This is a genomic window from Actinomadura sp. GTD37, from assembly GCF_041951365.1.
Classification (GTDB): Bacteria; Actinomycetota; Actinomycetes; order Streptosporangiales; family Streptosporangiaceae; genus Spirillospora.
Map to the genome: position 1 here is coordinate 2,039,002 of NZ_JBGNUS010000001.1, position 22,544 is coordinate 2,061,545.

The 22,544-nt window shown below is 72.5% G+C and carries 23 protein-coding genes and 1 riboswitch; of the genes, 10 read left to right on the forward strand and 13 right to left on the reverse strand.

Annotated elements, in window-relative coordinates:
* Positions 1-229 precede the first annotated feature (229 nt).
* The 5 genes from ACA511_RS09830 to ACA511_RS09850 all read left to right on the forward strand — a co-directional run bounded on the left by ACA511_RS09830 (position 230) and on the right by ACA511_RS09850 (position 4,755).
* Entirely contained in the window at positions 230-1,834 is a 1,605-nt protein-coding gene (locus tag ACA511_RS09830; protein ID WP_375023761.1) for an ATP-binding protein, read from the forward strand.
* Positions 1,831-2,502: a response regulator gene (locus tag ACA511_RS09835; protein ID WP_375023762.1), complete on the forward strand. Its 672-nt coding sequence runs from the start codon at positions 1,831-1,833 to the stop codon at positions 2,500-2,502. Before ACA511_RS09830 ends, ACA511_RS09835 begins: the two co-directional genes overlap by 4 nt.
* 47 nt (positions 2,503-2,549) lie before the next feature.
* Positions 2,550-2,714 (forward strand): hypothetical protein, encoded by a 165-nt coding sequence (locus tag ACA511_RS09840; protein WP_375023763.1) that lies wholly within the window; start codon positions 2,550-2,552, stop codon positions 2,712-2,714.
* 409 nt (positions 2,715-3,123) lie between these two features.
* Positions 3,124-4,287 carry a thiolase family protein gene (locus ACA511_RS09845; RefSeq protein WP_375024723.1) on the forward strand — a complete coding sequence of 388 codons (1,164 nt, stop codon included), beginning with the start codon at positions 3,124-3,126 and terminating at the stop codon, positions 4,285-4,287.
* A 21-nt stretch (positions 4,288-4,308) separates the two neighbouring features.
* Positions 4,309-4,755, forward strand: coding sequence for a winged helix-turn-helix transcriptional regulator (locus ACA511_RS09850; protein ID WP_375023764.1), 447 nt, complete (start codon positions 4,309-4,311; stop codon positions 4,753-4,755).
* On the opposite strand, the gene ACA511_RS09855 is transcribed toward ACA511_RS09850, so the two are convergent.
* Positions 4,723-5,316 carry a TetR/AcrR family transcriptional regulator gene (locus tag ACA511_RS09855; RefSeq protein ID WP_375023765.1) on the reverse strand — a complete coding sequence of 198 codons (594 nt, stop codon included), beginning with the start codon at positions 5,314-5,316 and terminating at the stop codon, positions 4,723-4,725. The two genes, ACA511_RS09850 and ACA511_RS09855, sit on opposite strands and share 33 nt — an antisense overlap.
* Positions 5,317-5,404: 88 nt before the next feature.
* On the opposite strand from ACA511_RS09855, the gene ACA511_RS09860 reads away from it, so the two are divergent.
* A complete protein-coding gene (locus ACA511_RS09860) occupies positions 5,405-5,866 on the forward strand; it encodes a nuclear transport factor 2 family protein (protein WP_375023767.1) in 462 nt (153 codons plus the stop codon).
* 21 nt (positions 5,867-5,887) lie between these two features.
* Here ACA511_RS09860 and ACA511_RS09865 read toward each other — a convergent pair whose 3' ends face one another.
* A complete protein-coding gene (locus tag ACA511_RS09865; RefSeq protein WP_375023768.1) occupies positions 5,888-6,325 on the reverse strand; it encodes a VOC family protein in 438 nt (145 codons plus the stop codon).
* Between the two features lies 1 nt (position 6,326).
* Positions 6,327-6,890, reverse strand: coding sequence for a DinB family protein (locus ACA511_RS09870; protein ID WP_375023769.1), 564 nt, complete (start codon positions 6,888-6,890; stop codon positions 6,327-6,329).
* A gap of 62 nt (positions 6,891-6,952) precedes the next feature.
* Here ACA511_RS09870 and ACA511_RS09875 point away from each other — a divergent pair, with 62 nt between their 5' ends.
* Positions 6,953-7,912 carry a helix-turn-helix transcriptional regulator gene (locus ACA511_RS09875; RefSeq protein ID WP_375023770.1) on the forward strand — a complete coding sequence of 320 codons (960 nt, stop codon included), beginning with the start codon at positions 6,953-6,955 and terminating at the stop codon, positions 7,910-7,912.
* Positions 7,913-7,919: 7 nt separating this feature from the next.
* Here the strand turns inward: ACA511_RS09875 and ACA511_RS09880 are convergent, their stop codons facing one another.
* The 5 genes from ACA511_RS09880 to ACA511_RS09900 all read right to left on the reverse strand — a co-directional run bounded on the left by ACA511_RS09880 (position 7,920) and on the right by ACA511_RS09900 (position 12,811).
* On the reverse strand, positions 7,920-9,290 hold the full coding sequence (locus tag ACA511_RS09880) for an L-serine ammonia-lyase (RefSeq protein ID WP_375023771.1): 1,371 nt from the start codon (positions 9,288-9,290) through the stop codon (positions 7,920-7,922).
* A 55-nt stretch (positions 9,291-9,345) separates the two neighbouring features.
* The gene (gene glyA, locus ACA511_RS09885; protein WP_375023772.1) at positions 9,346-10,602 is read right to left on the reverse strand and encodes a serine hydroxymethyltransferase; all 1,257 of its coding nucleotides are present in this window, start codon (positions 10,600-10,602) and stop codon (positions 9,346-9,348) included.
* A complete protein-coding gene (gene gcvH / locus ACA511_RS09890) occupies positions 10,599-10,988 on the reverse strand; it encodes a glycine cleavage system protein GcvH (protein ID WP_375023773.1) in 390 nt (129 codons plus the stop codon). Before gcvH ends, glyA begins: the two co-directional genes overlap by 4 nt.
* Positions 10,989-11,085: 97 nt before the next feature.
* Positions 11,086-12,174 carry a glycine cleavage system aminomethyltransferase GcvT gene (gcvT, locus tag ACA511_RS09895; protein ID WP_375023774.1) on the reverse strand — a complete coding sequence of 363 codons (1,089 nt, stop codon included), beginning with the start codon at positions 12,172-12,174 and terminating at the stop codon, positions 11,086-11,088.
* Between the two features lie 164 nt (positions 12,175-12,338).
* Positions 12,339-12,434: riboswitch (glycine riboswitch) on the reverse strand.
* A 50-nt stretch (positions 12,435-12,484) separates the two neighbouring features.
* Positions 12,485-12,811: a hypothetical protein gene (locus tag ACA511_RS09900; RefSeq protein WP_375023775.1), complete on the reverse strand. Its 327-nt coding sequence runs from the start codon at positions 12,809-12,811 to the stop codon at positions 12,485-12,487.
* 248 nt (positions 12,812-13,059) lie between these two features.
* Between ACA511_RS09900 and ACA511_RS09905 the strand changes: the two genes are divergently transcribed.
* The gene (locus tag ACA511_RS09905; protein ID WP_375023776.1) at positions 13,060-14,358 is read left to right on the forward strand and encodes an RIP metalloprotease; all 1,299 of its coding nucleotides are present in this window, start codon (positions 13,060-13,062) and stop codon (positions 14,356-14,358) included.
* Here the strand turns inward: ACA511_RS09905 and ACA511_RS09910 are convergent.
* Complete coding sequence (locus ACA511_RS09910; protein WP_375023777.1) at positions 14,348-15,445, reverse strand: PLP-dependent cysteine synthase family protein; 1,098 nt, start codon at positions 15,443-15,445, stop codon at positions 14,348-14,350. The two genes, ACA511_RS09905 and ACA511_RS09910, sit on opposite strands and share 11 nt — an antisense overlap.
* A gap of 84 nt (positions 15,446-15,529) precedes the next feature.
* Here ACA511_RS09910 and ACA511_RS09915 point away from each other — a divergent pair, with 84 nt between their 5' ends.
* Positions 15,530-16,681: a hypothetical protein gene (locus ACA511_RS09915; protein ID WP_375023779.1), complete on the forward strand. Its 1,152-nt coding sequence runs from the start codon at positions 15,530-15,532 to the stop codon at positions 16,679-16,681.
* 3 nt (positions 16,682-16,684) lie between these two features.
* On the opposite strand, the gene ACA511_RS09920 is transcribed toward ACA511_RS09915, so the two are convergent.
* A complete protein-coding gene (locus ACA511_RS09920; protein ID WP_375023780.1) occupies positions 16,685-18,247 on the reverse strand; it encodes an ATP-dependent DNA ligase in 1,563 nt (520 codons plus the stop codon).
* 92 nt (positions 18,248-18,339) lie between these two features.
* On the opposite strand from ACA511_RS09920, the gene ACA511_RS09925 reads away from it, so the two are divergent.
* Positions 18,340-19,128, forward strand: coding sequence for a hypothetical protein (locus ACA511_RS09925; RefSeq protein ID WP_375023781.1), 789 nt, complete (start codon positions 18,340-18,342; stop codon positions 19,126-19,128).
* Positions 19,129-19,466: 338 nt separating this feature from the next.
* Here the strand turns inward: ACA511_RS09925 and ACA511_RS09930 are convergent, their stop codons facing one another.
* The 3 genes from ACA511_RS09930 to ACA511_RS09940 are packed head-to-tail and all read right to left on the reverse strand — an operon-like array spanning position 19,467 to position 22,502.
* Positions 19,467-20,438: a diiron oxygenase gene (locus ACA511_RS09930; RefSeq protein WP_375023782.1), complete on the reverse strand. Its 972-nt coding sequence runs from the start codon at positions 20,436-20,438 to the stop codon at positions 19,467-19,469.
* A 52-nt stretch (positions 20,439-20,490) separates the two neighbouring features.
* Complete coding sequence (locus ACA511_RS09935) at positions 20,491-21,354, reverse strand: SDR family NAD(P)-dependent oxidoreductase (protein ID WP_375023783.1); 864 nt, start codon at positions 21,352-21,354, stop codon at positions 20,491-20,493.
* 41 nt (positions 21,355-21,395) lie between these two features.
* Positions 21,396-22,502: a ferritin-like domain-containing protein gene (locus tag ACA511_RS09940; protein WP_375023784.1), complete on the reverse strand. Its 1,107-nt coding sequence runs from the start codon at positions 22,500-22,502 to the stop codon at positions 21,396-21,398.
* Positions 22,503-22,544 lie beyond the last annotated feature (42 nt).

Consider the following 22,544-nt stretch of genomic DNA (forward strand, 5'->3'; position numbering starts at 1 on the left):
GGCGCCCATGCGCCGGGACGGTCGGCGCATGCACACGGTGGGCGCACCGCGTTGGGGGAGGCCGCGCGGGTTCGGGCTCGGGCCGGCGGCCGAGGTCTTCGCACCGCCACTATGCGGTGATCTGTGGTGACGGTCACGCTTGTGTACATTTCGTTCACGGCGTGCGGCCGAAAACCCGGAAGTCCGGGAGTCTGGGAGACCGGAAGCTCGGAAGGAGGTGGGCGGCCCGATGGGGCGTCCCCGCTGGGCGGTGCCCGGCAACTGGAGCGTGGCCCGGCAGCTGCTCGTGCTGCAGACCGCGATCGTCGGGCTGCTCGTCGCGGCCGGCGCCGTCCTCGCCTACCTGGACGCCGGGCGCGCCGCCGACGACGGCGCCACGCAGACCGTCTCGGCGCTCGCGGTGAGCATCGCGGACGGGCGGAACGTCCGGGACGCGCTCGCGAGCCGGGAGCCGAGCCGGCAGCTCCAGCCGTACGCCGAGCGCGTCCGCCGCGACACCGGCGTCGACTTCATCACGATCATGAGCCCGGACGGGATCCGCTACACGCACCCGAACCCGTCCAGGATCGGCGGGCACTTCGTCGGCAACACCGCGCCCGCGGTCGCCGGGCGGCCGTTCACCGAGACCTACACCGGCACGCTCGGCCCGTCCGTCCGGACCGTCGCCCCCGTCTTCGACGACCGGCGCCGGGTCGTCGCGCTCGTCGCGGTCGGCATCACGGTCCAGGTGATCACCGGTCGGCTGCGGCAGCGGCTGCTGGCCCTCGGCGTCGTCGCCGGCGTCGTGCTCGCCGCCGGGATGGCCGGCAGCTACCTCGTGTCCGCCCGGCTGCGCCGGCAGACGCGCGGCGTCGCGCCCGGCGAGCTGCGCGAGATGTTCGAGTACTACGAGGCGATCCTGCACGCCGTCCGCGAGGGCCTCCTCATCCTGGACCGGGCGGGCCGCGTCGTCCTGTGCAACGACGCCGCCCTCGAACTGCTCGGCCTGCGCGAGCACCCGCGCGGCCGGCCCGCCGCCGCCCTCGGCCTGCCGGACGAGCTGGTCACGACGCTCGTGTCCCGGGTGCCGCGCTCGGACGAGATCCACGTCGGCGACACCCGCGTCCTCGTCGTGAACACCTCGCCCGTCCGGTCCCGCGACCGGGCGATGGGCAACGTCGTCACGTTCCGCGACCACACCGAGCTGCAGAGCCTGACCGGCGAGCTGGACACCGTCCGCGGCTTCGCCGAGTCGCTGCGCTCGCAGGCCCACGAGGCGGCGAACCGCCTGCACACGGTGGTGTCGCTGGTCGAGCTGGGCCGTCCCGACCAGGCCGTGGCGTTCGCCACCGCCGACCTCGCGGCGGCGCAGCGCCTCACCGACCGGGTCGTGGGATCGGTCACCGAACCCGTCCTCGCGGCGCTGCTGCTCGGCAAGTCGGCGGAGGCCGCCGAGCGCGGCGTCGAACTGGTCATCACCGAGGACACCGCGATCGAGGGGGCGGTCGAGGCCCGCGACCTCGTCACCATCCTCGGCAACCTGATCGACAACGCGGTGGAGGCGGCCATCGGGAACGCGTCCGTCCGGCCGCCGCGGGTCGTCGTCACCGCCCGGGAGGACGCCGGTACGCTCCTGCTGGAGGTGTCCGACAGCGGCCGGGGCGTCGACCCGTCCGACCTGCCGGACATGTTCCGGCGCGGCTGGACGACGAAGACGTCCGGCGGCTGGCCGGTCGGGCACGGGCTCGGCCTCGCGCTGGTCGGGCAGACCGTCCGGCGGCACGGCGGCGACGTCCGCGTCGGGCACGACGCCGGCGCCGTGTTCACCGTCCGACTCCCCCTGGACCGCCGATGATCGAAGTGCTCGTCGTCGAGGACGACCCGGTCGCCGCCGAGGCGCACCGCACCTACGTCGAGCGCGTCTCCGGCTTCACCGTCGCCGGGGTCGTCCACTCGGGGGCGGAGGCCCTGCGCTTCTGCGTGCGCACCCCGGTCGACGTCGTCCTCCTCGACTTCTACCTGCCCGACACGCACGGCCTCACGGTCTGCCGCGCCCTCCGCGCCGGGGGCCGCGACGTGGACGTCATCGCCGTCACCTCCGCCCGCGACCTCGCGGTGATCCGCTCCGCGGTCTCCGTCGGCGTCGTGCAGTACCTCCTCAAGCCGTTCACGTTCGCGTCCCTGCGCGACAAGCTCGACCGCTATGCCCGCTTCCGGGAGCAGACGGTCGGCACCGGCGAGGTCAGCGGCCAGGCCGACGTGGACGGCATGCTCGCCACGCTCCGCACCCCGGACCACCCCGCGCTGCCGAAGGGCATGAGCGGCGAGACGCTCCAGGCCGTCACGGACGTGCTGGCCAGGGCGTCGGACGGGCTGTCGGCCGCCGCCGCCGCCGACCTCACCGGCGTCTCCCGCGTCACCGCCCGCCGCTACCTGGAGTACCTGGCGAACAACGGCCTGGCGCAGCGCAGGCCCCACTACGGACAGGTCGGCCGTCCGGAAGTGCGCTTCTATCCCGGCTAGACGGGGTACCTAGGGGAACGACAGTGCAGCGACATCGGGGAGTTGCCGTGACCGAGAAGCCTGGCAAGCCCGAGGGCAGGGCGAACACCGAACCGGAGCGCGAGGATCCGCCACCTCCGCCTCGCGCCGAGACCGCCACGGGCGCGCCCCCGCAGAAGAAGAAACCGGGCGACGCGGCCCGCAAGATGCGCGCGATGTTCAAGGGCGGCTAGCGGCCGATCGCACCCGAGCGCCCGGACGCGAGTCCGGGCGTTTCCCTTTCGCCGCGGGATGCCGGGACCTTTGACGAGAGTTTGTGCCCGATTTGTCGGCAATATCCGCTTACGGGGCTAACGTCCGTAGTGAACCTGACGTCGAGGGGAATGAGGAGGCACGCTTGTCCGACCTAGCACATCCGGGCGGCTCCACCGAGGGGCCCTTCGACGCATGGAGGGAACGAACGGACCACGGCATGGGCCCCTCCCGCTGAGCGGCCCGACGGCCCGGGGGCCACGGCACTGACGCCAGGCCCCCGGGCCCGCTTATGCCCGCCTTTCGTACCGGTTCGAGGAGTGGGTTGTGTTTTCCAACTTTATGGGGGATGCTGCGAGTTAGTTGGAAAACACAATGGAGGTGGTCGGCGTGCGGGACGCGGTGATCGTGGAGGCGGTGCGGACTCCGCTGGGGAAGGGGAAGGCGAACGGGATGCTCCATGAGGAGCACCCGGTCGACCTGCTGGCGCGGACGTTGCGGACGCTCGTCGCGCGGGCCGGGATCGACGCGGCCGAGGTCGACGACGTGATCGGCGGGGTCGTCACGCAGGTCGGCGACCAGGCGCTCAACATCACCCGGACGGCCGTCCTCGCCGCCGGGTTCCCCGAGAGCGTGCCCGCGATGACGGTCGACCGGCAGTGCGGCTCGTCGCAGCAGGCGCTGCACATCGCGGCGCAGGGCGTGCAGAGCGGCGCCTACGACGTCGCGATCGCGTGCGGCGTCGAGTCGATGTCGCGGGTGCCGATGGGGTCGAGCGTCCTGCCGGGGAGCGATCCGTTCGGGGCGATGCTGCCCGAGCGGTATCCGGACGGGCTGATCGGGCAGGGCGTCAGCGCCGAGCTGATCGCCGCGCGCTGGGGCCTCGCGCGCGAGGAGCTCGACGCCTACGCCTACGAGTCGCACCGGCGCGCCGCCGAGGCGTGGAAGAACGGCGAGTTCGACCGGGAGGTCGCCTGGCCGGGGCAGCGGGACGAGACCGTCCGTCCGGGGACGTCGCCGGAGGCCCTGGCCGGGCTCGGGCCCGCGTACTACGACGAGCGGACGGCCGAGCGGTTCCCCGAGATCGAATGGAAGATCACCGCGGGCAACGCGTCCCCGGTCAACGACGGCGCCGCGGCCGTCCTGGTCATGGGCGCGGACGTCGCCGAGCGGCTCGGGCTCCGGCCCCGGGCGCGGTTCCACGCGTTCGCCGTGACCGGCGACGACCCGCTGCTGATGCTCACCGCGATCATCCCGGCGACCGGGAAGGTGCTCAGGCGGGGCGGCCTCGCGCTCGACGACATCGACCTGTTCGAGGTGAACGAGGCGTTCTCCCCGGTCGTCCTGGCCTGGCAGCGGGAGACGGGCGCCGACCTGGCGCGCGTCAACGTGCGCGGCGGCGCGATCGCGATCGGCCACCCGCTCGGCGCGAGCGGCGCCCGCCTCATGACGACGCTGCTGCACGCGCTGGAGGACCGCGGCGGACGGTTCGGGCTCCAGACCATGTGCGAGGCCGGCGGGCTGGCCAACGCCACCGTCATCGAGCGGCTCTGACCGGCGGCTAGGCTGCGTGGCATGCCGAAGGACGCCGATCCGCGCGAGTGCTCGGTCGCCGACACCCTGGACCTCGTCGGCGAGCGCTGGAGCCTGCTCGCGATCCGCGAGCTGAGCTACGGCGTGCGGCGGTTCGACCAGATCGTCCGCAACACGGGCGCGTCCCGCGACATCCTCACGTCCCGGCTCCGCAAGCTGGAGGCGAACGGCATCGTCCGGCGGACGCGCTACAGCGACCACCCGGTGCGCCACGAGTACCACCTGACGCCGGCGGGCCTGGAGCTGTGCGACGTGCTGCTCGTGCTGATGCGGTGGGGCGACCGGCACCTGCATCCGGACGACCCGCCGGTCAGGTGGCGGCACTCGTGCGGCGAGGCCGTCAGCCCCGTGGTCGTCTGCGCGCACTGCGGCGGCGAGGCCCGGGTCGGCGCCCACTCACCGACCGGCCGGGGCGTCCGCGCCTCCTGACGCGGCGAGCAGGGCGCGGGCGCCGTCCCGCGCCCGCGCGGCGGCGGCGGGGTCGCCGTGGACGCCGGCCACCACGATGGCCCCTTCGGCGAGCAGGTAGACCGGTTCGGCGGCGGACGCGTCGACGGCGGCGACCAGCTCGACGACCTGGGCGTGGAACGCGCGCTTGTGCGAGCGGGCCGCCTCCGCGATCGCGGGCGCGGACGGGCCGAGCTCCCCGTGCGCGTTGACCCAGGCGCAGCCGCGGAACCCGGGTTCGGCGAACCAGGCGCCGAGCCAGTCGAACAGCGCGAGGACGCGCTCCCGGGGGTCGGCCACCGCGTCCAGGTGGGCGGCGAGGCTTCCGCGCCAGCGCCGGTCGCGGCGTTCCAGCATGGCGACGATCAGGGCTTCCTTGGTGGGGTACAGGCGGTAGATGCGCTTGAGGGGCAGCCCGGCCGCGGCGCGCAGCTCGTCCATGCCGACGGCTTGGATGCCCTGCCGGTAGAAGAGGTCCTCCGCGACGTCCAGCAGCGTCCGGCGGTGCCGGGCGTGCTGCTCCTCGGTGATCGCGGCCGGCATCGACGCTCCTGCTTGACGTTGAGAACGGTCGTTCCCTAATGTAGCCGACATCGTAGAGAACGTACGTTCTCAACATGAGGAGGCCGTGATGCCGGAAGACCGCCCGCCCTACCCGCCGTTCACCGAGGAGACCGCCCGGCAGAAGGTCCAAGCCGCCGAGGACGCGTGGAACACCCGCGACCCGCGCAAGGTGGCGTCCGCCTACACGCCCGACTCGGTCTGGCGGAACCGGGACAGGTTCGTCACCGGCCGGGACGAGATCGTCGCCTTCCTGACGGAGAAGTGGGAGCGGGAGCACGACTACGCGCTCCGCAAGAGCCTGTGGGGGTTCCGCCAGAACCGGATCGCCGTCCGCTTCCAGTACGAATGGCACGACGGCGCCGGGCAGTGGTGGCGCAGCTACGGCAACGAACTGTGGGAGTTCGACGAGCGCGGCCTGATGCGGCGCCGCGAGGCGAGCATCAACGACGTGCCGATCGGCGAGGCCGACCGGCGCATCCGCGGCCCCCGCCCGGCGGACGAGCACGGGATCGACATCCCGATCCAGTAGCCCGTCCGCCCGCGGCGCGGGTCAGTCGAGGCAGAACTCGTTGCCCTCCGGGTCGGCCATGATGATGTGGCCGGCGCCGAGCGGGGGAGCGGGCTCGTGGCGCTGGAGGCGGGCGGCGCCGTGGGAGGCGAGCCGCTCCGCCTCCGCCTCCAGGGCCGCCATCCGCGCGTCCCCCTCCAGGCCGGGCGCGGCCCGCACGTCGAGGTGGACGCGGTTCTTGGCCTGCTTGCCCTCCGGGACGCGCTGGAAGAACAGCCGCGGCCCGGCGCCGCCGGGGTCGATCACCGCCGAGGCGTCGTTGCGCCTCTCGGGCGGGACGCCCATCGCGTCCAGGGCCTCGTCCCACGAGGCGAAGCCGCCGGGCGGGTCCTGGAGCCGGTAGCCGAGGGCCTCGGCCCAGAACGCCGCGAGGGCCGCCGGGTCGGCGCAGTCGAAGGTGATCTGCACGTCGCGGGCCATGTCAGCTCGCCTCCCGGTTTGTGTGCAGGTAGAGGTCGCGGAGCAGGCACACCTCGGAGAGGTGGTGGATCAGCTCCCGGTTGATGTGCAGGACGAGCGCCGCCATCGGATGCTCGGCGAACGGCCCTTCCGCCTCGCCGCACGGGCGGGCGAGCCCGGCCTCGCCGAGGGACTCGACACCGGCCGTCCACGCGGCGTACTCCGCGTCCAGCTGGGCCAGGGCCCCGGCGGCGGTCGGGGCGTACTCGAACGACTCGTAGTCGGCGGGCGCACCGCCGAAGTGCGTCGCGTTGCGCATCGCGAGCACACCGACGATGACGTGCCCGAGCCGCCAGGAGATCGTCGTGAACGGCGGCGGGTCCGGCGGCGGGAACGCGAAGTCGATCGTCACCGGGCCGGTGCCGCCCTGGATGGGCGCGCCGCCGGTGCCGCGCGGCCGCACGTTCCAGCAGCCGGGCACCGGCTCCCAGAAGTACTCCTCGTCGGTGAGGCCGTCGAGGCGGTCGCGCAACTGGTGGTCCCAGTGCCAAGTGAGCTGCTCCAGCAGTTGTGAGTTCCAGTTCATGGTGTCCACCCTTCCCCCAATAGCGGACAGGATCGTTCCGCGATCCATGGAACGATGGAGGCATGACCGTCGAGGGGACGACCGAGCGGGTGCTGCGGCTGCTGGCCCTGCTGCAGCGCCGGACGTCCTGGACGGCCGCCGGCCTCGCCGCCGAACTGGGCGTCACCGACCGCTCGGTGCGCCGCGACGTGGAACGCCTGCGCACGCTCGGCTACCCCGTCCGCGCGACCGCGGGCGTCGGCGGCGGCTACCGGCTCGGCGCGGGCGCCCGGCTGCCGCCGCTGCTCCTGGACGACGAGGAGGCCATCGCGACGGCGGTGTCCCTGCGGATGGCGTCCGGCGGCACGGTCGCCGGGACGGGCGAGGCGGCGCTGCGGGCGCTCGCGAAGCTCGACCAGGTCATGCCGCCGCGGCTGCGCGCCGAGGTGCGGGCGGTGCACGGCGCCACCGACACCCTCGTCGGCCCCGGGGCCGAGGTCGACGCCGAACTGCTGGTGACGCTCGCGCGGGCCTGCCGCGACGCCGTGCGCGTCCGGTTCCGCTACGCGGCACGCGCCGGCGCCGAGCGCGAGCGCACCGTCGAGCCGGTGCGGATGGTCGCGACCTCCCGCCGCTGGTACCTGATGGCCTGGGACGTCGACCGCGCCGACTGGCGCGTCTTCCGGCTGGACCGGATGCGCGGGGCGGCCGCCACGACCTGGCATTTCAAGCCGCGGGAGCACCCGGACCCGGTCGCCCACGTGCAGCGCTCCGTGACCGAGGCGCCGTACCGGTACCTCGCCCGGGTGCGGCTGCGCGCCACCCCCGCCCAGGTGCGGGAGCTGGTGCCGCCCCAGGTGGCCCGCGTCGAGGACGACGGCGACGGATGGTGCCTGCTCGTCGCCGGCGGCGACGACCTCGACTGGCTGGCCGTCCACGTCGCCCGCCTCGGCTTCGAGGCGCAGATCCTGGAACCGCCCGAACTGCGCGCGGCCGTCGGCGTCCTGGCCCGCCGCCTCGCCGGGATGTCCGCGGCCCCCTGAGCGCGCGTCAGCACTCGATGACGTTCACGGCTAGGCCGCCGCGCGAGGTCTCCTTGTACTTGTCGAGCATGTCGCGGCCGGTGTCGCGCATCGTCTTGATGGCCTTGTCGAGGGTCACGAAATGGCGGCCGTCGCCGCGCAGCGAGATGCGGGCCGCGCTGATGGCCTTGATCGCGCCCACGGCGTTGCGCTCGATGCAGGGGACCTGGACGAGGCCGCCGACCGGATCGCAGGTCAGGCCCAGGTTGTGCTCGATGCCGATCTCGGCGGCGTTCTCGACCTGCTCCGGGGTGCCGCCGAGGACGTCGGCGAGCCCGGCGGCGGCCATGGAGCAGGCGGCGCCGACCTCGCCCTGGCAGCCGACCTCGGCGCCGGAGATCGACGCGTTCTGCTTGAACAGGACGCCGATCGCGCCCGCGGTCAGCAGGAAGCGCACGATCCCGTCGTCGTCGCCGGGCAGGAACCGGTCGTAGTAGTGCAGGACGGCCGGGACGATGCCCGCCGCGCCGTTGGTGGGAGCGGTGACGATGCGGCCGCCGGCGGCGTTCTCCTCGTTCACGGCGAGGGCGAAGAGGGTGACCCAGTCCATCGCGTGCAGCGGGTCCGAGGGCTTCTCGGACGCGAGCTGGCGGTGCAGCTGGGGCGCGCGGCGGCGCACCTTCAGTCCGCCGGGGAGCAGGCCCTCGCGGGTGCAGCCGCGGCTCACGCACGCCCGCATCACCTGCCACAGGGCCAGGAGGTCCGCGCGGACGTCCGCGGGGGCGCGGCCGAACGCCGTCTCGTTCTCCAGCATCAGGGCGGAGATGGACAGGCCCGTCTCCCGGCAGCGGTCGAGGAGGTCGGCGGCCGTGTCGAAGGGGTGCGGGAGGACGGTGTCGTCCGGCTTGATGCGGTCGGCGCCGGTGGCGTTCTCGTCCAGGATGAAGCCGCCGCCGACCGAGTAGTACACCTTGGCGCGCAGTTCGTCGCCGGAGGAGCCCAAGGCCGTGAAGCGCATGCCGTTCGGGTGGCCGGGCAGCGACTTCCTGCGCTCGAAATGCAGATGCTCGCCGACCGCGAACGGGATGTCGTGGTCGCCGAAGAGGCGCAGCGCCCCGCGTTCGCGGATGGACGCCAGGCGCTCGTCCACCCGGTCAACGTCGACCTGCTCCGGCTTGTCGCCCTCCAGGCCGAGGATGACGGCCTTGTCGCTGCCGTGGCCCTTTCCGGTGAGGCCGAGGGAGCCGTAGAGGACGACCTGCACCGACGCCGTCTTCTCCAGCAGGCCGTCGCGTTCCAGCCCGCGGGCGAAGCGGTGGGCCGCCGCCATGGGGCCGCCGGTGTGGGAGGAGGACGGCCCGATGCCGATCTTGAACAGGTCGAAAACGCTGATGGCCATTGCTACCTCGTTGTAGCTGCGCCCCCTCCCGGCGACGGGAGGGGGCGCGGAGACGTCAAAGGTTCGGATACAGCGGATGCGCGTCGGCGAGGGCCCGCACCCGGGCGGCCAGGGCGTCCCGGTCGAAGGACGGCTGGAGCGCCAGCGCGATCACGTCGGCGACCTCGGCGAAGTCCGCGGCGGTGAAGCCGCGGGTGGCGAGCGCCGGGGTGCCGATCCGCAGACCCGACGTCACCATCGGCGGACGCGGGTCGTTCGGCACCGCGTTCCGGTTCACCGTGATGCCGATGTCGTGCAGGCGGTCCTCGGCGTCGCGCCCGGTGAGCTCGGAGTCGACGAGGTCGACCAGGACGAGGTGGACGTCCGTCCCGCCGGTGAGGACCTTCACGCCGGCCTTGGCCGAGTCGTCGGCGAGGAGGCGGTCGGCGAGCAGCCTCGCGCCCTCGACGGTGAGCACCTGCCGCGCCTTGAACTCCTCCGACGCGGCGATCTTGAGCGCGACCGCCTTGGCGGCGATCACGTGCTCCAGCGGGCCGCCCTGCATGCCGGGGAACACCGCCGAGTTGATCTTCTTGCCGAACTCCTCGCGGGCGAGGATCAGCCCGCCGCGCGGCCCGCCGAGCGTCTTGTGCGTGGTCGTGGTGACGATGTCGGCGTGCGGGACGGGCGACGGGTGCAGCCCCGCCGCCACGAGGCCCGCGAAGTGCGCCATGTCGACCATGAGCAGCGCCCCGACCGAGTCGGCGATCTCGCGGAACGCCGGGAAGTCGAGCTGCCGCGGGTACGCCGACCAGCCCGCCACGATCATCTTGGGCCGGTGCTCGGCCGCCAGCGAGGCGACCTCGTCCATGTCGACCAGGCCGTCCTCGGCGCGGACGTGGTACGGCACCACGTTCAGCGTCTTGCCCGAGTAGTTCAGCCGCATCCCGTGGGTGAGGTGGCCGCCGTGCGCGAGGTCGAGCCCGAGGATCGTGTCGCCGTGCTGGAGCAGCGCGAAGTACACCGCCGTGTTGGCCTGCGCGCCGCTGTGCGGCTGGACGTTCGCGTGCTCGGCGCCGAACAGCTCCTTGGCCCGGTCGATCGCGAGCTGCTCGGCGACGTCGACGTACTCGCAGCCGCCGTAGTACCGCTTGCCCGGGTAGCCCTCGGCGTACTTGTTGGTCAGGACGGAGCCCTGCGCCTCCAGCACCGAGACCGGCGCGAAGTTCTCCGACGCGATCATCTCCAGCGTGGACTGCTGCCGGTGGAGCTCCGCGGCGACGGCCTCGGCGACCTCCGGATCGGCCGTCGCGAGGGAGTCGTAGAGGCTCATGACTCCTCGATCAGCTTCGCGTACGCGGCGGAGTCGAGCAGGTCGCCCGGCTCGTCGGAGATCCGCACCTTGAAGATCCAGCCCTCGCCGTACGGGTCGTCGTTGATGACCTTCGGCTCGTCCACCACGGAGGCGTTGATCGCGGTGATCTCGCCGCTGACCGGGGAGTAGAGGTCGCTGACCGACTTGGTGGACTCGACCTCGCCGCAGGGCTCGCCCGCCTCGACGGCGTCGCCCTCGGACGGCTGGAGCTCGAGGTAGACGATCTCGCCCAGGGCGTCGGCGGCGTGCGCGGTGATGCCGACGGTGACGATGCCGTCCTCACCCCCGAGGCCGGACACCCACTCGTGCTCTTCGCTGTAGCGGAGCTGCTCCGGAACGCTCACTGTCTCTTCTCTCTGTTCGTGGTGGGGGCCGACCCCCACACCCCCGGACAACGGCTTTTCATGGTGGGGGCCGACCCCACACCCCCGGACAACTGCTTTAAGAACGCTTGTAGAACGGCAGGGGCACGACGTCCACCGGCTCGGGCCGGCCGCGCACGTCCACGGCCAGGCCCGTCTCCTCGACGCCGCTGTCGAGGTAGGCCAGGGCGATCGGCCTGCCCAGTGTGGGCGAAGGGGCCCCGCTCGTCACGACCCCGCACGGCGCGCCGCCGGACGTGACGACCTGGTACCCCTTCCGCGGTGCGCGACGCCCGCGGGCGACCAGCCCCACGAGCCTACGGCCCGGCGGGGTCTGCGCCTGCGCCGCCAGGGCGCTCCTGCCCACGAAGTCGACCTGCTTGTCCAGCTTCACGACCCGGCCGAGGCCCGCCTCGAACGGCGTCGTCTCGGCGGTCAGCTCGTTGCCGTACAGCGGCATGCCCGCTTCGAGGCGCAGCGAGTCGCGCGCCGCGAGCCCCGCCGGGACGACCCCGTCCACCGCGGCGAGCGCCCGCCACAGCGGGACGGCGTCGGACGCGTCCACGAACAGCTCGAAGCCGTCCTCGCCGGTGTAGCCGGTGCGGGCGACCAGCGCGTCCAGGCCCGCGACCCGCCCGGCGAGGATCGCGTAGTACTTGAGGTCGCCCACCGGGGCGTCGGTGAACCCTTCGAGGATCTTCTGCGAGCGCGGGCCCTGCAGCGCGACCAGCGCGTACGCGTCGGAGCGGTCGTCGACGGCCGCCTCGAAGCCCGCGGCGCGCTCGACCAGCGCGTCCCGGACGACGGCCGCGTTGGCGGCGTTCGCCACGACCATCCACGTCTCGTCGGCGAGCCGGTACACGATCAGGTCGTCGAGGACGCCGCCGTCCGCCGCGCAGATCATCGTGTAGCGGGCCTTGCCGACCGGCATGGCGGCCAGGTTCCCGACCAGCGCGTGGTCGAGCGCGGCGCCCGCGCCCGGCCCGGAGAGGAAGACCTCTCCCATGTGCGACAGGTCGAACAGCCCGGCGCCCGTCCGGACGGCCTCGTGCTCGGCGGTCTCGCTCCGGTAGCGCAGCGGCATCAGGTAGCCGGCGAAGTCGACGATGTTCGCGCCGAGGTCCCGGTGGACGTCGTGCAGCGGGGTGGTCTTCGGATCGGCGGGCATGGGTTCGGCTCCTTCGTCACGGGCGCACGTGGTCCATCGTCCCACTCGCGCACCGGGCGTCTCGGTGCCTCCCCCTCTGTCATCGGCGCCTGAGAGCTTCACCCGCCTGCCCGCGGGCTTTCACCTTCGGCGGGGGAACGGAGTCCCCGCTTTCCAGAGGTCGCCTGGTCCGTGCGGTCCGTGGGCCTGAGAGGTTCCGGGGAGGAGTTGCTCCTTCGGCGTCCCACACCGGCTGCGTGGGACTCTCCCGCACGGGATCAACGGCTGAACCGCCAATCTAGCAGCGGCCATGCCCGCCGACCACCCGCCGTCAGTTCGGGCTCGGCGGCGGCGACGCCGACATCGACTTCACGCACGTCTGCAGCGCCGCCTTGATCTTCTCAAGGTCCTTCTTGGCGGGCGTGGACGTCGGATTCGGGGTCGGCAGCTCCACGCCCTGCTTGTGCATGCAGTCGTTGAACCGCTCGGTCGCCCTCGACACCTGGGACGGCACCGGCGCGGGCGTGCCGCCCCCGGTCGCCGTCCCGGACGGCGCCGAAGCCGGTGCCGAGGCCGCCGGCGAGGACGCCGCCCCCGCGTCCGGGCCGCCGTCGCCGGAGCCGCCGCACCCGCCGAGCGCCAGCACCAACGCCAGCATCGCTACATGACCGCGCTTCAAGGTGAAACCTCCGTCGACCGGGGTGGACCGCCCATGATGCGGCCCCGAAGCCCCCCGCGACTAGCAAGCCGCGTGCCAATGCACCCGCCCCGACTTAGCACCTCCCCTCAAACCCGCAGGTTCTTCCTCGAATGACTTCAACCGGATCAGGGCCGATCACGTACTCTGAGTTGGTTGTCGAGATCACCCGCGGTGAGCGCGGGCGTACGAGGTGAAGGGCGCGCCGGATGGTCTACCTGGCAGGAATGCTGATCCTGTTCTTCGGCCTGCTGGTGTCCATCGCGCTGCACGAGCTCGGGCACTTCTCGTTCGCCAAGCTCTTCAAGGTGCGGACGACCCAGTTCATGGTCGGGTTCGGGCCGACGATGTGGTCCCGGCACAAGGGCGAGACCGAGTACGGCGTCAAGTGGATCCCGCTCGGCGGGTACATCCGCATGATCGGGATGCTGCCGCCGCGCAAGGGCGACGCGCCGGGGCAGGTGCGGCAGGTCAGCACCGGGCCGTGGCAGGGCCTCATCGAGTCGGCGCGCGGCGCCGCGCTGGAGGAGATCAGGCCCGGCGACGAGGACCGCGTGTTCTACGCCAAGAAGTGGTGGCAGAAGCTGCTCATCATGTTCGGCGGGCCCGCGATGAACCTGCTGCTCTCGGTGATGTTCTTCGCGATCCTGCTGATGGGCATCGGCACCAAGCAGCCGCAGCCGGTCATCGGCGAGGTCCTCGCCTGCATGGTGCCCGCGAGCCAGTCGCAGGTGACGGAGTGCCCCGCGAACGCCACGCCGACGCCGGCCGCGCAGGCCGGGCTCAAGGCGGGCGACCGGATCATCGCGTTCGACGGCAAGAAGATCGACGACTACGAGAAGCTGCGCGTGATGATCCGCGACGACGGCGGCAAGACCGTGCCGATGACCGTCGAGCGGGACGGCCGCGAGGTGCGGCTGGACGTCCCGATCACCCGCAACCAGATGCACGACCTGAAGGACACCGACAAGGTCGTCAACGTCGGGTTCCTCGGCATCACGCCGATCCAGGCGATGGAGCGGCAGGGGCCGGGCGCGGTCGCGAGCACCATGGGCGACCTGACCGCGCGGACCGCCGAGGCGCTCGTCCGGATGCCGCAGAAGATGGTCGGCGTCTGGAACGCGGCGTTCGGCGACGAGGCGCGCGACCCGAACGGCCCGGTCGGCGTCGTCGGCGTCAGCCGGATCGGCGGCGAGGTCGCCGCCTCCGCCGACTACAGCGGCGCCGAGAAGGTGTCGTTCTTCGTGATGCTGCTCGGCTCGCTGAACCTCGCGGTCGGGCTGTTCAACCTCGTCCCGCTGCTGCCGCTGGACGGCGGCCACATCGCGGGCGCGCTGCTGGAGGCGGTCAAGAAGGCGTTCGCCAAGGTCTTCCGCCGCCCCGACCCCGGCTACGTGGACGTCGCCAAGGCGCTGCCGGTGACGTACGTGATGGCGGTCGTGCTGATCGTCATGGGCGGCCTGCTGATCTACGCCGACCTCGTGAACCCGGTGAAGGTCACGGGATAGCGGGCATCTCGCCCGTCTTCAGGAAGCCGTTCAGGGCGGCCAGGTAGGGCGCGATGTCGAGGCCCTGGCCGGCGAGCCACGCGTCCGACCCGTAGGTGCCCGCGTACCGTTCGGCGCCGTCGCAGATCAGCGTGACGACGCTGCCGCGCTCGCCGTTCGCCCGCATCTGCGCGATCAGCTCCGCCGCGCCCCACATGTTGGTGCCGGTCGAGCCGCCGACGCTGCGGCCGCTGACCTCGCTCGTCCAGCGCATCGCGGCGACGGACGCCGCGTCCGGCACCTGGATCATCCGGTCGATGACGGTCGGCAGGAACGACGGCTCGACGCGGGGGCGGCCGATGCCCTCGATCCGCGAGCCCGCCGCGGTCCGCTCCGGGTCGCCGTCGGCGAACGAGCCGTGGAACGCCGAGCCCTCCGGGTCGACGACCGCGAGCCGCGTCTGGAACCGCTGGTAGCGCGCGTACCGGCCGATCGTCGCGGACGTCCCGCCGGTGCCCGCGCCGACGACGATCCAGGACGGCTCCGGGAACCGCTCCAGCCGCATCTGCTCGAAGATCGACTCGGCGATGTTGTTGTTGCCGCGCCAGTCCGTGGCGCGTTCGGCGTAGGTGAACTGGTCCATGAAGTGCCCGCCGCACTCGGCCGCGAGCCGCCGCGACTCGTCGTAGATCGCGGACGGCTCGTCCACCAGGTGGCAGCGGCCCCCGTGGAACTCGATCAGCTGGATCTTCTCCGGGCTGGTCGAGGCGGGCATGACCGCGACGAACGGGAGGCCGAGCAGCCGCGCGAAGTACGCCTCCGACACCGCCGTCGACCCGCTGGACGCCTCGATGATCGTGGTGTCCTGCCGGATCCAGCCGTTCGCGAGCCCGTACAGGAACAGCGACCGGGCGAGCCGGTGCTTCAGCGAACCCGTCGGGTGGACGGACTCGTCCTTCAGGTACAGGTCGATGCCCCAGTCCGGCGGCAGCGGGAACACGTGCAGGTGCGTGTCGGCGCTGCGGTTGGCGTCGGCGTCGACCAGCCGGATCGCCTCGGCGATCCAGGCCCGGTACCCGGGGTCGCAGCGGTCCACCGTGCGGGTCACATGTTCTCCTGGATCGTCGTTGATCGGCCGGGTCCCACGATATCCACGCATGTCACGGTGCATCATGGAGGCTGCGGGGGGCAGATGATCGAGATGTTCGACGAGCGGATCACGGCGACCGGGCGGCTTCCGCTGTTCGGCTTCTTCGTCGCGTTCCTGATCACTTTTGTGCTGACGCGGGTGAACGTCCGGCTGATCCGGGCGGACGCGCGCTGGTGGTTCCGCAACGTGACCGCCGGTGACCTGCACATCCACCATGTCGTGTTCGGGGTGGTGCTGATGCTGGCGGGCGGGATCGGGAGCCTCGCCGTCCCGGACGCCTACACCGGTCTCAGCGTGGCGGCGGCGGTGGTGTTCGGCATGGGCTCCGCCCTCGTCCTGGACGAGTTCGCGCTGATCCTGCACCTCAGCGACGTTTACTGGACGGAGAAGGGCCGCGCGTCCGTCGACGCGGTGTTCGTCGCGATCGCGGTGACGGGTCTGCTGCTGCTCGGCATCCGCCCGCTCGGCTACGAGGGCCTCGCGCCCGATCCGGGCACCGGCATCCTGACCCGCGTCTACGTGGTGTCCCTGGTCGTCAACCTCGTCTTCGCGGTGGTGACGCTGCTCAAGGGCAAGATCTGGACGGGCCTCATCGGGCTGTTCATGCCCGCGCTGCTGATCGTCGGCGCGATCCGGGTGGCGCGGCCCGGCTCGCCGTGGTCGCGCTGGCGCTACGACCCGGACTCGCGCCGGTACCAGCGGGCCGTCCGGCGGGAGCGGCAGTTCCGGCGGCCGCTGATCCGCGGCAAGATCTGGGTGCAGGAGTTCATCGCGGGACGGCACGACCTCATCCCGCCGGAGCTGCTGCAGCGCCGCGCCGAGGTCGCCGACCGCGCCCGCCGCCGCCGGGTCGAGCGCGCCGAGCGCCGGGCCGCCGCCCGCACCGAGCGGCACGCCGCCGCCCGCGCGGAGCGCCGGGCCGAGCGGCGCGCCGAACGCAGGGCGGCCCGCCGGGCCGCGGCCCGCGCCGAGGGCGGGAGCCAGCACGGGATCGCCATCCCGCCGCGGGTGTCGGGCCGGGCGGCGTCCCGGATGCGGGCCCGCGCGGCCGCGGGGCGGGCGCGCCGCCCGCGGGGCGAGTTCCCGCCCGGTTTCCGCCCCGGCGGACGGCTCCCGCCCGCGGGCCGCAAGCCCCCGGGCGAGACGGCCGAGCGCGCCCGGGAGCGGGCGCCGAAGACCGACGACCCGTCCTGACCGTCAGTCCATGACGGGGGCCACCGCGCGGACGGTGCCGATCGTGTCGGCCTCGGCGGCGGACTTGTCGGGCCGGTAGCGCAGCACGCGCGCGAACCGCAGCGCGATCCCGCCGGGGTAGCGGGTGCTGTGCTGGACGCCGTCGAACGCGATCTCGACGACCAGTTCGGGACGGACGTGCACCGTCCAGTCGTCCTCCCGCACGGCCAGTTCGCGGAGCCGTTCCGTCTGCCAGGCGAGCAGCTCGTCGGTGAGCCCCTTGAACGTCTTGCCGAGCATGACGAACCCGCCGGTCTCGGGGTCGCGGGCGCCGAGGTGCAGGTTGGACAGCAGCCCCCGGCGGCGCCCGTGCCCCCATTCCACGGCGAGGACGACGAGGTCGAGGGTGTGCCGCGGCTTGACCTTGATCCACCCGGCGCCGCGCCGCCCGGCGGTGTAGGGCGTGTCGAGCGACTTGACCACGACCCCTTCGTGCCCGCGCGCGACGGCCTCGTCGAAGACCTCCTTGGCCCGGACCGGGTCGTCCGTCACCACGCGCGGCATGCGCAGCTCTTCGGGCACGACCCGCGCCAACGCCGCGTTCCGCTCCGCGCCCGGCGCGTCGAGCAGATCCCCGGGACCGCCCCGCGAACCTCCGGCGCCGGCCGGGCCTTCGTCCAGGTAGAGGACGTCGAAGAGGAAGACGCTCAGCGGGACCGGTTCCGTGGTCTTCGCCGTGCGGGTGGCGGTGCGGGCGGCGGTGACCTGGAAGGGGTGGGGGCGGCCGTCGGGGCGCAGGGCGATCAGCTCGCCGTCGAAGACCGCGGCCCGGACGGGCAGGCCGCGGACCGCCTCGACGACCTCGGGCAGGCGGGCGGTGATCTCGTCGAGGGTGCGGGTGAAGACGCGGACCCCGCCGCCGGACACGTGCACCTGGGCGCGGATGCCGTCGAGCTTCCACTCGACCGCCGCCTCCGCCTTGAGCTTGCCGAACGCCTCGTCGATGGACGGCGCCGCGGCGGCCAGCATCGGCTTGACCGGGCGGCCGACCTCCAGGGTGAAGGCGCGCAGGCCGGCGACGCCGTCGGCGAGGGCGGCCGTGGCGACCGGGCCCAGCGAGCCGCGCAGCATGAACGCGCGGCGCACCTCGGCGGGCTTCACCCCGGCGGCCGCCGCGATCGCCTCGGCCATCACGCCGTCCAGTGCGCCCTGGCGCAGCTCGCCCGCCAGCAGCCGGATGAGGAAGTCCTGCTCGGGACGGGTGGCGCGGCTCATGAGCGCCGCGACGAGCTCACGCCGCCGGGCGACCGAGCCGGGGCCGGACACCGCGCCGATCCCGGTGAAAGCCGCGTCGACCTCGGGGACGGTCAGGGACGGCTCGGCGGCGGGCGGCGGGACGTCCCGCAGCGCGGCGTACCCGACGCCGATCTGGCGTTGCGGCAGCTCACCCGACAGGTAGGCGACCACGGTGGCGGCCTCGCCGGCGTCGGCCCGGCGCAGGCACTCGGCGAGCGCGGTTACCTTGGCCTTCCGGCCCGAGGTGCCCGCCACGGCCCCCGACGTCCGCGCGATGTCCGCTATCAGCACCCCTCCAGTGTGGCCTCGGGGTCTGACAAGCAGCACCGTCGGGGGGCCTGGTCAGGGGCGGCGCGCCTGGCTACGTTGACGGGAGGCGGGCCATGACGCGACGGGGGAGTGAGGAGCGGGACGTGGGGCTGCAGCGTCCGGTCGAACCGTTCCACCGGCCGTACGCCGGGCCGGAGCCGCCGTCTCCGGCGCGGCGGCCGAGGCGGCTGCTGGCGGTGCTGGTGGCGGCCGCCGCGTTCGCCGCGGCGGCGGTCGCGGTCTTCCTGGTCGCCCCCGGCGAGGAGAACGGCACCGACCGGGCGGCCGTGGCGCCGCGCCGGAGCGCCCCGCAGACCCCTTCGCAGACCCCGCCGGAGACCCCGTCGTCCGAGCCGGCGCAGCGGATCGTCAAGGCGCTGCCGCCGCCGTGCGGGACGGTGTCGGCGGGCACCGTCGCGAAGGCGGTCCCGGAGGCGCGCGAGGAGGAGCGGAAGAACTCGACGCTCACCTCGTGCACGTACACCTCGACGGAGTCGGGGTTCCGCTGGATGCGGGTCGAGACGCGGCTGTACGCGCCTTCCCACAGCGCGGCCCCGGTGCGGGACGCCGAGAGCTACTACGACGCGCGGTGGACGCAGGCGCACGACGCCCCCCTCTTCCGGACGATCTCGCTGGAGCGCGAGCGCGGCGTCGGCGACGAGGCGTACCGCTGGCTCAAGGCCGACGCGGGGCAGCCGACCGTGGTCGGGGAGGTCACGGTCCGGGTCCGCAACGCGGTCTTCACGGTCAGCTACAGCGAGCAGGCCCCGGGCAAGGGCGAGCGGGCGGAGCGGGAGCGGGTGTGCCTCGCCAGGGCGACCGCCGCCGCCCGCGAAGTGTTCACCGCCCTTAATGATTTCTGACCTGATTCGGCCGATCGCGGCATATTTTCTGTCAACACCTTCTAAGGTGATGCCGTAAAGGGGAGGCGGTATGTCGATCATGCTCCCGCGCCAGGCATGTGATCGGCGTGCTGGGAACGCCGGGAGGAGGAGGTCGACGACGTGACCGTGCAATCGGTTGGAGTGTCCTGGGTGAGATAACCCCAGGCTGGCGCCCGTGTTCGTCGATGGGCCGCGGAGTGGACCCCACTCCGCGGCCCTTTTGGTCGCCGCCGCCAGTACCACGGCGGCCCGGCATTCAAGAACTGATTTCTAATAAGCGTTTCGACATCAAGACAATGGCGGCGGAGTGGAACCCGTTACCGTTCCAGCAGCCCCCCGCGAACCCACACGTCACGGGCCCGGCCGTCCAGGAATCCGACCTCGTCGAAGAACGCGGTGCACTTCCGGAACGCCCATGCCAGCGTCGCGCGGCGGTGCGGGCTGCGCGCCGCCACCCGCCGTGCGAGCTTCGGGTCCAGCCCGACCGCCGTGTAGCAGGACGGGTGGATCACCTGCGCGGCCATCACCCGCGTCGCCTGCGCGAGGCCGTAGGCCGCCGCCCGCCGCCGGACCGCCGGGATCTCCGCGACCAGCCGCTTCAGCTCCTCGCGCGCGTACTTGATGTGCCGCGCCTCCTCGATCACATGGATCCGGGTGACCTGCCGGATCATCGGCTGCACGTCCTCGTCCGGGAACGTGAGCCGCTGGAACGCGTCGGTGAACTCCTCCACGACCAGCGTCCCGGCGAACATCGGCATCGGGTCGTACACGGCGCCGAACAGCTTCGCGGAGTTGTACTCCAGCGCCCGCGGCCGGTGCGTGCGCAGCCCGCACGTCCGCACCATCCGGGCGAACATCTTCGAGTGCCGGCACTCGTCCGCGATCTCCGTCAGCGCGTACGCCACGTGGTCGCTGTCGTAGCGGTGCCGGTAGGCGTGCATCACCAGCGACTGCATCAGCAGCATCTCCGCCCAGATGCCGAACGAGGCGATGCTGCACATCTCCCGCTTGGTCAGCTCCACCCGCTGCCGGTGCGTCAGCCCGTCCCACAGGGGCGTCTCGTAGATCGACACGAGCGGCGGCGGCATGTAGAGCACGTCCGGGTCCTGCGGCGCGTCCCATTCGACGTCGGCGTCCGGGTCGAACGAGTGCTTGCGGGACGTCCGCAGGAGCCGTTCGGCGACCACCTCCCGGTGCGTCAGCTCCAGTGCGTGGTCACCGTCCTTGCACCGGATCAGGGCCGTCCAGTTCCGCGGACGGCCGTCGCTCAGCAGCAACTCGGGGGGCATCGATCCTTCACCTCTCAGTACGGGAGAGTCGGGGGCCGCGCCCGCGCGGGGGTCAGCCCTGGGGGGTGGGGATTCTGGCCAGGAGGCGCACGGAGGCGGGGGAGATCCTGGAGAGGGCGTGCAGGAGGTGGCCCTCGAAGTTGACCGGGACCACGGCCTTGTTCTTGATGATGGCGTGGACGACCCGCTCGGCGACCTTCTCCGGCGGGTAGTTGCGCAGCTGGATGGCCTGCTGGCCGCGCTGCCGCAGTTTCCCGGGGGACGCGGAGCCCCCCTCGGCGAAGCTTCCGTTCTTGACGAGGTCGGTGCTGACGAAGCCGGGGCAGACGGCGGTGACGCCGATGCGGGAGCCGGCCAGTTCGGCGCGCAGGCATTCGCTGAGCATCAGGACGCCGGCCTTCGTCGTGCAGTAGGCGGGCATCGCGCGCCACGGCGCGAACGCGGAGGCCGACGCGATGTTGACGATGTGGCCGCCGAAGTTCGGCTTGTCGGGCTTGTTGGGCAGGGCGGCGACGCGGTCGCGCATCTGCTTGCCGAACAGCCGGCAGCCGTGGACGACGCCCCACAGGTTGACGCCCATGATGCGCTGCCAGTCGTCCAGCTCGGTGTCGAGGAACGAGCCCGCGACCGCGATGCCCGCGTTGTTGACGACGATGTCGGGGACGCGGTGCGCCTCCTTCACCTCGGCGGCGAACGCCTCCATCGCGGCGGCGTCGGCCACGTCCACCCGGTAGGCGGCGCCGCCCGTGCCGACCGCCTTGGCGCGGGCGACGGTCCGCTCGGCGGCGGGCAGGTCGATGTCGGCCGCGATGACGGTCGCGCCGTTGCCGGCCAGCGTGACGGCGATGGCCCGGCCGATCCCGCTGCCGGCTCCGGTGACGACGGCGAGCGCTCCATCGAAATGCGCGAGGGGCATCAAGACCTCCGAGGTGTGCGGATCGAGTGATCCAAACGTACTCAGCCCGCCCCCGCGTCGGCGATGACGGTGTCGACCTCGGCCTTGCGCGCGGCCTCCTCGGCGGCGAAGCGCTCGGCGTCGAGCTTCTCGGCGATCTCCTCGTCCTGGTTCATGAGGGCGTCGAGGTCGGCCTTGGACATGTCGAGGACGCCCATGTCGTCGTAGACCTGCCGGATGCGGTCGCTCCACAGCCCGATGTCCTTGACGCAGGGGACGATGCGGCTGAACAGCAGGCTCTGGAACATCCGCATGTACGGCGAGTTCTCGATCAGCTCGTCGACCTCGGCCGGGTCGATGCCGAAGTTCGTCCAGATCTCCCGGCCGCGGATGCGGTCGCGCATGAGGTAGCAGCCCTCGATGACGAAGTCCTCGCGCTCGCGGAGCTCGGCGGGGGAGAGGTGCTTGTAGTAGTCGCGCAGCGCGAGGCGGCCGAACGCGACGTGGCGCGCCTCGTCCTGCATGACGTAGGCGAGGAGCTGCTTCGGCAGCGGCTTGGTGGTGATGTCGCGCATGACGCCGAACGCGGCGAGCGCGAGGCCCTCGATGAGCACCTGCATGCCGAGGTAGGGCATGTCCCAGCGGGAGTCGGAGAGGGTCTCGTTCAGCAGGTCCTGGAGCTTGGTGTTGACCGGGTAGACCATCCCGATCTTCTCGTGCAGGAAGCGGCTGAACAGCTCGACGTGGCGGGCCTCGTCCATCGTCTGGGTGGCGGAGTAGAACTTGGCGTCGAGGTCGGGGACCGACTCCACGATGCGGGCGGCGGTGACCATCGCGCCCTGCTCGCCGTGCACGAACTGGGAGAACTGCCAGGAGGTGGAGTGCTGCCGCAGCTCGCCGCGCTCCCTCTCCGACATCCTGTCCCAGTACTTCGTCCCGTAGACGGCGAGGGACTGGTCGGGGACGCCGAGGACGTCGTGCGGGTCGACCTCAAGGTCCCAGTCGATGCGCTTGGCGGAGTCCCACTGCTTGTCCTTGCCCTTCTGGTAGAGGGCGAGGAGGCGGTCGCGGCCGTCGTCGTACTCCCAGGTGAACCTGGCGTCGCCGGCCATCGGTACGTTCCAGGTCTCGGCGGGCACGGGGCCGGTGTAGAGATCGTGGGTCGACAAGGGCATCCTCCCCCAAGCGCGGACGTACGCTGTACGTCTCAC

What these genes read in the sequence shown, in the direction of transcription:
- ACA511_RS09830 (WP_375023761.1), top strand. Translation starts at nt 230, where the DNA reads ATGGGGCGTCCCCGCTGGGCGGTGCCCGGCAACTGGAGCGTGGCCCGG.
- ACA511_RS09835 (WP_375023762.1), top strand. Translation starts at nt 1,831, where the DNA reads ATGATCGAAGTGCTCGTCGTCGAGGACGACCCGGTCGCCGCCGAGGCG.
- ACA511_RS09850 (WP_375023764.1), top strand. Translation starts at nt 4,309, where the DNA reads ATGCCGAAGGACGCCGATCCGCGCGAGTGCTCGGTCGCCGACACCCTG.
- ACA511_RS09855 (WP_375023765.1), bottom strand. Translation starts at nt 5,316, where the DNA reads ATGCCGGCCGCGATCACCGAGGAGCAGCACGCCCGGCACCGCCGGACG.
- ACA511_RS09860 (WP_375023767.1), top strand. Translation starts at nt 5,405, where the DNA reads ATGCCGGAAGACCGCCCGCCCTACCCGCCGTTCACCGAGGAGACCGCC.
- ACA511_RS09865 (WP_375023768.1), bottom strand. Translation starts at nt 6,325, where the DNA reads ATGGCCCGCGACGTGCAGATCACCTTCGACTGCGCCGACCCGGCGGCC.
- ACA511_RS09870 (WP_375023769.1), bottom strand. Translation starts at nt 6,890, where the DNA reads ATGAACTGGAACTCACAACTGCTGGAGCAGCTCACTTGGCACTGGGAC.
- ACA511_RS09875 (WP_375023770.1), top strand. Translation starts at nt 6,953, where the DNA reads ATGACCGTCGAGGGGACGACCGAGCGGGTGCTGCGGCTGCTGGCCCTG.
- ACA511_RS09880 (WP_375023771.1), bottom strand. Translation starts at nt 9,290, where the DNA reads ATGGCCATCAGCGTTTTCGACCTGTTCAAGATCGGCATCGGGCCGTCC.
- glyA (WP_375023772.1), bottom strand. Translation starts at nt 10,602, where the DNA reads ATGAGCCTCTACGACTCCCTCGCGACGGCCGATCCGGAGGTCGCCGAG.
- gcvT (WP_375023774.1), bottom strand. Translation starts at nt 12,174, where the DNA reads ATGCCCGCCGATCCGAAGACCACCCCGCTGCACGACGTCCACCGGGAC.
- ACA511_RS09900 (WP_375023775.1), bottom strand. Translation starts at nt 12,811, where the DNA reads ATGCTGGCGTTGGTGCTGGCGCTCGGCGGGTGCGGCGGCTCCGGCGAC.
- ACA511_RS09905 (WP_375023776.1), top strand. Translation starts at nt 13,060, where the DNA reads ATGGTCTACCTGGCAGGAATGCTGATCCTGTTCTTCGGCCTGCTGGTG.
- ACA511_RS09915 (WP_375023779.1), top strand. Translation starts at nt 15,530, where the DNA reads ATGATCGAGATGTTCGACGAGCGGATCACGGCGACCGGGCGGCTTCCG.
- ACA511_RS09925 (WP_375023781.1), top strand. Translation starts at nt 18,340, where the DNA reads ATGACGCGACGGGGGAGTGAGGAGCGGGACGTGGGGCTGCAGCGTCCG.
- ACA511_RS09930 (WP_375023782.1), bottom strand. Translation starts at nt 20,438, where the DNA reads ATGCCCCCCGAGTTGCTGCTGAGCGACGGCCGTCCGCGGAACTGGACG.
- ACA511_RS09935 (WP_375023783.1), bottom strand. Translation starts at nt 21,354, where the DNA reads ATGCCCCTCGCGCATTTCGATGGAGCGCTCGCCGTCGTCACCGGAGCC.